The 1,719-nt window shown below is 57.8% G+C and carries 2 protein-coding genes and 1 pseudogene; 1 reads left to right on the top strand and 2 read right to left on the bottom strand.

All coding sequences use genetic code 11. From position 1 onward, the window contains the following. Window positions 1–287 precede the first annotated feature (287 nt). Window positions 288–551, bottom strand: a pseudogene (locus E4K64_RS39720) (transposase); the annotation flags it as partial. Between the two features lie 88 nt (window positions 552–639). Continuing rightward, window positions 640–1,485 carry a nodulate formation efficiency C protein gene (locus tag E4K64_RS39725; RefSeq protein WP_235884978.1) on the bottom strand — a complete coding sequence of 282 codons (846 nt, stop codon included), beginning with the start codon at window positions 1,483–1,485 and terminating at the stop codon, window positions 640–642. Window positions 1,486–1,511: 26 nt separating this feature from the next. On the opposite strand from E4K64_RS39725, the gene E4K64_RS39730 reads away from it, so the two are divergent. Next, on the top strand, window positions 1,512–1,719 hold a 208-nt coding region (locus tag E4K64_RS39730; RefSeq protein ID WP_135163638.1), incomplete at its 3' end, for a transposase.

Genomic DNA, 1,719 nt, shown 5'->3' on the forward strand with positions numbered 1-1,719 from the left:
TGATGACCAAGCCCGGCGCAAGCTATGAACGGCGGGATCCGGCCTTTAGCTGATCCCGTTTGTTCCAGACTGCGAGGTTCGTGAAGGTGATGACGAAACAGTCGATCGGCGCGCCGTAAACCCTGTGCAAAAAAGCGGGCTTCGAGCCCGAACCATTTATCTGGGAACGGCACGCGCGGATCTCATCATGGCCTGGCCGCAACAGCGGCCCACTTGCAAGAGGCCGGATACATTTGTGCAGACTGCATCGTCCTCATTAAACGACCTTGCACGGGCGGGGCGGGTCATACATTTTTTGAAAGGAGCTCGCGAAGGGCGGCCGCATCGAGCATCTGCTCGGCCAGAAGCTTCTTCAGCTTCGCGTTCTCCTCCTCCAGGACCCTCAGCCGCTTCGCCTCGGAAACGTCCATGCCGCCGAATTTGGCCTTCCAATTGTAGATCGTCGCTTCGGAGACCCCGTGCTTGCGAGCTAGGTCGGCCGTCTTCGCTCCGACCTCATGCTCCTTCAACACCGCGATAATCTGCTCTTCTGTGAACCTTGCTCGCTTCATCTGTCCGTCCTTCTTCGGGCCGGACTCTAACTCCTACTGGAGGAAATACTCAGTGGCAGGTCAACGCTCGACGCATCGACAGCGAACGTCATTTTGACAACTTCTTCTTGCCCGCCTCGAACGCTTCCTGATCTTTCGGGTCGGCAAGCTTAAACCAAGAGCCGGGTGCATACGTGGCGATAAGCTTGGCAAAGAACGATTGTGGCTCCCAATCTTGCCCTTCGCGCTTCTCGAAAATGATGACTTCGTCGCGGGTGAAATAACTAGGTCCGGGAACATTGCAGTCGACCGAAAGCTCGACGCGCCACAGCCCGCCCTTCGCGGTTTGCTGCTCATCTATCCTCGGCGAGTAATGCACTCCAACCGGCTCGTCGATAGAACAGCGGCCACGCCGCAGAAGATCGCCCAACTTGCCCTGCGCGGTGGTTACGAAGTTGAAGTTGGCGGGATTATGCAGAAAGTGACGGTTCACGCCGCTTTCGTCGTTTGTCACTTCGTCCGCAATGAGCGAGAGTGCGAACGCTTGCCAGCCTAGTTCCATCGGCCTTGCATACGGCGCCACAATTTTCATTGTGCCATCGGGCGCCACCTCCCACGTGACCGTGTACTCTTCCTTTGTTTTATCGGCCCGGTGTTTGGCCCACGAAAAGATAACTGGCTCGCCCGAGTCGGTCTTTTGACCAACCTCCCATCCCCTGGGGATGAAGTGTGCTACCTTTGAGACCTTAGTGAAGATTTGCTCCGCTGTCTCACCATCCTGTGCTCGCCAGGTTGATTTGACCTTATCGATAAGCGTATTGTCGCTCGTACGAACACCCTCGCTCTTACCGGCCAGCCCACCCGGCAAAATGAACCATACGCCAAGGCCGACACTGAGCTGGTCCCGCAAATCTGAACAGCGCGATAAGTGGAGTTTCTGCCTGACGGCGGGCAAGATTGACCCGCGAATCAGGAGAGACGATGAGCAGACGAGCACGGCGGAACCACACTCCGGCTTTCAAGGCGAAGGTGGCACTTGCCGCCGTCAAGGGTGACCGCACGCTGGCGCAACTGGCGGAGCAGTTCGACGTTCACCCCAATCAGATCACATCGTGGAAGGCCCAGCTCGAAGGCAGCGCTGCCGATGTTTTCGGTCCGGGCGGCGGGAGTCGGATCGCCGAACCCACCG

Origin of the sequence: Bradyrhizobium frederickii, assembly GCF_004570865.1 — a bacterium.
Lineage (GTDB): Bacteria > Pseudomonadota > Alphaproteobacteria > Rhizobiales > Xanthobacteraceae > Bradyrhizobium > Bradyrhizobium frederickii.